This is a genomic window from Dietzia sp. E1, from assembly GCF_014145015.1.
GTDB lineage: Bacteria > Actinomycetota > Actinomycetes > Mycobacteriales > Mycobacteriaceae > Dietzia > Dietzia cinnamea_A.
The window spans coordinates 1-3,409 of the sequence record NZ_JAALDU010000501.1 but is presented as its reverse complement, the minus strand read 5'-3'; the positions used below and the strand labels follow the sequence as shown (position 1 = coordinate 3,409).

Below are 3,409 nucleotides of genomic sequence, written 5' to 3'. Positions count from 1 at the left end.
CCTGCCGGACAAGCTGCACATCCGGGTGGACGCGCCCCTGACCCGCGAGCAGGCGACCCTGTACCAGGCGGTCGTCGAGGACATGATGGAGCAGGTCAAGGAGTCGGAGGGAACGGCGCGCAAGGGGGCGATCCTCGCCGGGCTCACCGCGCTCAAGCAGGTGTGCAACCACCCCGCCCACTACCTCGGGGACGGGTCCGCGCTCCTGCGCGGTGGCCGCCACCGCTCCGGAAAGCTCGCCGCACTCGACGAGGTCCTCACGGAGATCCTGGACGCCGGCGAGAAGGTCCTCCTGTTCACGCAGTACCGCGCGTTCGGGGACCTCATCCTGCCCCTGCTCGAGCGGCGGGCGGCGAGCTCGGTGCCGTTTCTCCACGGTGGCGTCACGGCGGCCGGTCGGGCGCAGATGGTCGAGGAGTTCCAGGGCGCGCAGGGACCGCCGGTGATGCTGGCGTCGCTACGCGCGGGCGGGACGGGTCTGACGCTGACGGAGGCCAATCACGTCGTGCACCTGGACCGGTGGTGGAACCCGGCGGTCGAGAACCAGGCGACCGACCGCGTGCACCGGATCGGTCAGACGCGGCGGGTCCAGGTCCGCACCCTCGTCGCCCCGGGGACGGTCGAGGACCGCATCGACGAACTACTCGAGGCCAAGCGGGACCTCGCCGAGCTGACGTTGGGCCCGCTCGCGGGCGCGCTGACCGAGCTCGCCGACGCCGATCTCGCCGCGCTGGTGGAGCTCACCGACGAGGGACGGGACGAGGAATGAACGGCGGCAGAGGCATCCGCGCGAGGGCGCGCGCCGGCGCATTCGGCGGGCACATGTGGAGCCGGCGGTGGACGAGCGACCTCGAATCAGGGGTCACCCGCGGCGAGGCGTACCTCGCGCGGAAGGCCGCGCGCGCCGACAAGGTGCTCTCGCTGGAGCACGCGGGCCGGTCCGTACGCTGCGACGTCGACGGCAGCCGACCCGAGCCGTTCACCGTCGAGTTCACCTTCGCCCCCCTCGACGCCGCGGACTCGGACGCGCTCCGCACCGCCCTGAGGCGCGAGGAGGGCGGCGTGCTCGGCGCGCTCGCGGGGAACTTCTCCGACACCGTCGGGTTCCTCCTCCTCCCGGCGGTCCACGGCGACACCGCCTACTCCTGCCGGTGTGCCGTCCAGCCCGGGCCGTGCCTGCACGTGTTGGCGGCCGCGTACATCATGGTCGAGTGGTGGGACGCCAGGCCGGACGTCATGTTCGCGCTGCGGGGCCTGAGCGCCGAGCACCTCGGCGCCGTCCTGAGGGGAGGGGACGACGACGAGGTGTCCGTCGACGTCGAGGAGGCGCTGTGGGGGACCGAGCCGGTCCTGCCGACGGTGCCGTCCCCGGAGCCGGCCGGACTCGAGGACCTCCTGGACGCGCCCGTGACCCGCAGACTGGCCGCCGCGACGACGAACGACCCCCTCGAGCAGCTGCGCGTCGTGGCCGATCTGGAGGACTTCCTCGACGCGTTCGGCAGGTACCGACCGCGGTGAGCGGGCCCGCGTCGGCCGCCGTGTCGGACCGGCGTCCTACGATGCGGCCATGACCACCCCACGGGACGGCGAGACGATCCGATTCCTGCATTCCGCCGACTGGCAGCTCGGCATGACCCGGCGGTTCCTCGGAGACGAGTCGCAGGCCGTCTACACGGCCGACCGGCTGGCCGCCGTGGAGGCGCTCGGCACGCTCGCGGCCGACCACGGGGCGCGGTTCATCGTGGTGGCCGGCGACGCCTTCGAGGACAACGCGGTGCCGCGGTCGGTCGTCCTGCGCGCGGTCGAGGCCCTGGCGGCGTTCCCCGTGCCGGTACTGGTGCTGCCCGGCAACCACGATCCGCTCGACGTGTCGTCGGTGTTCCGGTGCAGGGACTTCGCGCCGGCGGTCGAGGGCGGCGGCGTCGTCGTGCTCGACGGCACCGGACCGGTCGAGGTCGTGCCCGGCGTCGAGGTCGTGGGCGTCCCGTGGACGTCCAAGCGGCCGGATCCCTCCCGTCTGCCGGCGTTGTTGGACTCCCTGGAGCCGACGGACGGTCTGCGTGTCCTGGTCGCCCACGGGGGGACGGACGAGATCTACGGCGGTCACTCGCCGTCGGTGGAGGCGATCGCGGTCGCCTCCCTGGAGGAGGCCATCGGGTCGGGTCGGCTGGACTACGTCGCGCTCGGCGACCGGCATTCGGTGACCCGGGTGGGCTCCGGTGAGCGGATCTGGTTCTCGGGCAGCCCGGAGACCACCGACTTCGACGATGTGGAGACCGACTCGGGCCACGCCCTGCTGGTCGAACTCTCCCGGGCCGCGTCCTCGTCGCAGCGGGGCGCCTGCACGGTCACGCCGCTGCGGACGGGACGATGGTCGTTCCACGCGGTCGACTCACGGATCGACACGGACGCCGATCTCGACGCCCTGGCGGAGCGGATCGAGGCGATGGACGACAAGCCGCGGACGGTGCTCAAACTCGGGCTCACGGGCACGGTCGGGGTCGCTCTCCGGGCGCGGATCGACGACCTGCTGGAGACGTGGGACGCGCTGTTCGCCGCCGCCTATCTGAGACAGTCCCGGACCCATCTGGTCGTCCGGGCCGAGGACACGGACTTCACGGATCTGGTCGACGGGTACGCGGGCCGCGCGGTCGCGGACCTCGTCGCGATGGCCGGGACCGGCGGGGCCGAGGCCGAGGACGCGGGCCACGCCCTCAGTCTGCTGTACCGACTCGTCGATGGAGAGACGCGATGATCCTGCACCGACTCATGCTCGAGGACTTCCGCGGGGTGGTCCGCGAGGAGGTCGAGCTGGAACCGCGCGGTGTCCTGGTGATCGAGGGGCCCAACGAATCCGGCAAGACCAGCCTCATGGATGCCCTGGAGATGCTCCTCGAGCACAAGGCGTCGTCCGGCCGCGCGGAGATCAAGGCCGCGAGCCCCGTGGGCAGGGACGTGCCCGTGGTGGTGGAGGCCGAGTTCACGGTCGACGGGCAGCGGATGCGGTACCGCAAGGAGTTCGTCCGCGGAAAGCGGACGTCACTCGAGTTCCCGGGTTCCACGCGCCCGGCGCTGAGCGGTGACGACGCCCACGATCACGTCCGCGACCTGCTGGACCGCCAGGTGGACCGGTCGCTGTGGAAGGCACTGCGGATCGCGCAGGACGAACCGTTGGGTCAGGTGGACGCGGCCAAGGGGATGGGCTCTCTGCGCCGCGCCCTGGACGCCGCCGCGGGCGGAGAGGACCCCACCGGTGATGACTCGCTGATGGACCGCGTCGCGGAGGAGCGCAACCGCTACCTGACGGCCCGCCGGGGCGAGCCGACCGGCGAGCTCGCGCGCTCGGAGACGCGGCTCGCCGAGGCCCGCGCCGCCCTGTCCGAGGCGCGGGCACGCCACGCCGAGCTCG

General features: G+C 72.7%; 4 protein-coding genes. All 4 read left to right on the top strand.

All coding sequences use genetic code 11. The annotated features are described in order from the left end of the window. The coding region (locus G6030_RS14670; RefSeq protein WP_182643624.1) for a C-terminal helicase domain-containing protein at positions 1–769 on the top strand (769 nt) is incomplete at its 5' end. Further along, positions 766–1,518 carry a hypothetical protein gene (locus G6030_RS14665; RefSeq protein WP_182643623.1) on the top strand — a complete coding sequence of 251 codons (753 nt, stop codon included), beginning with the start codon at positions 766–768 and terminating at the stop codon, positions 1,516–1,518. The genes G6030_RS14670 and G6030_RS14665, both read left to right, overlap by 4 nt. Before the next feature lie 49 nt (positions 1,519–1,567). Next, complete coding sequence (locus tag G6030_RS14660) at positions 1,568–2,755, top strand: metallophosphoesterase (protein WP_182643622.1); 1,188 nt, start codon at positions 1,568–1,570, stop codon at positions 2,753–2,755. Continuing rightward, positions 2,752–3,409: AAA family ATPase (locus G6030_RS14655; protein WP_182643621.1), on the top strand; the 658-nt coding region annotated here is incomplete at its 3' end. The genes G6030_RS14660 and G6030_RS14655, both read left to right, overlap by 4 nt.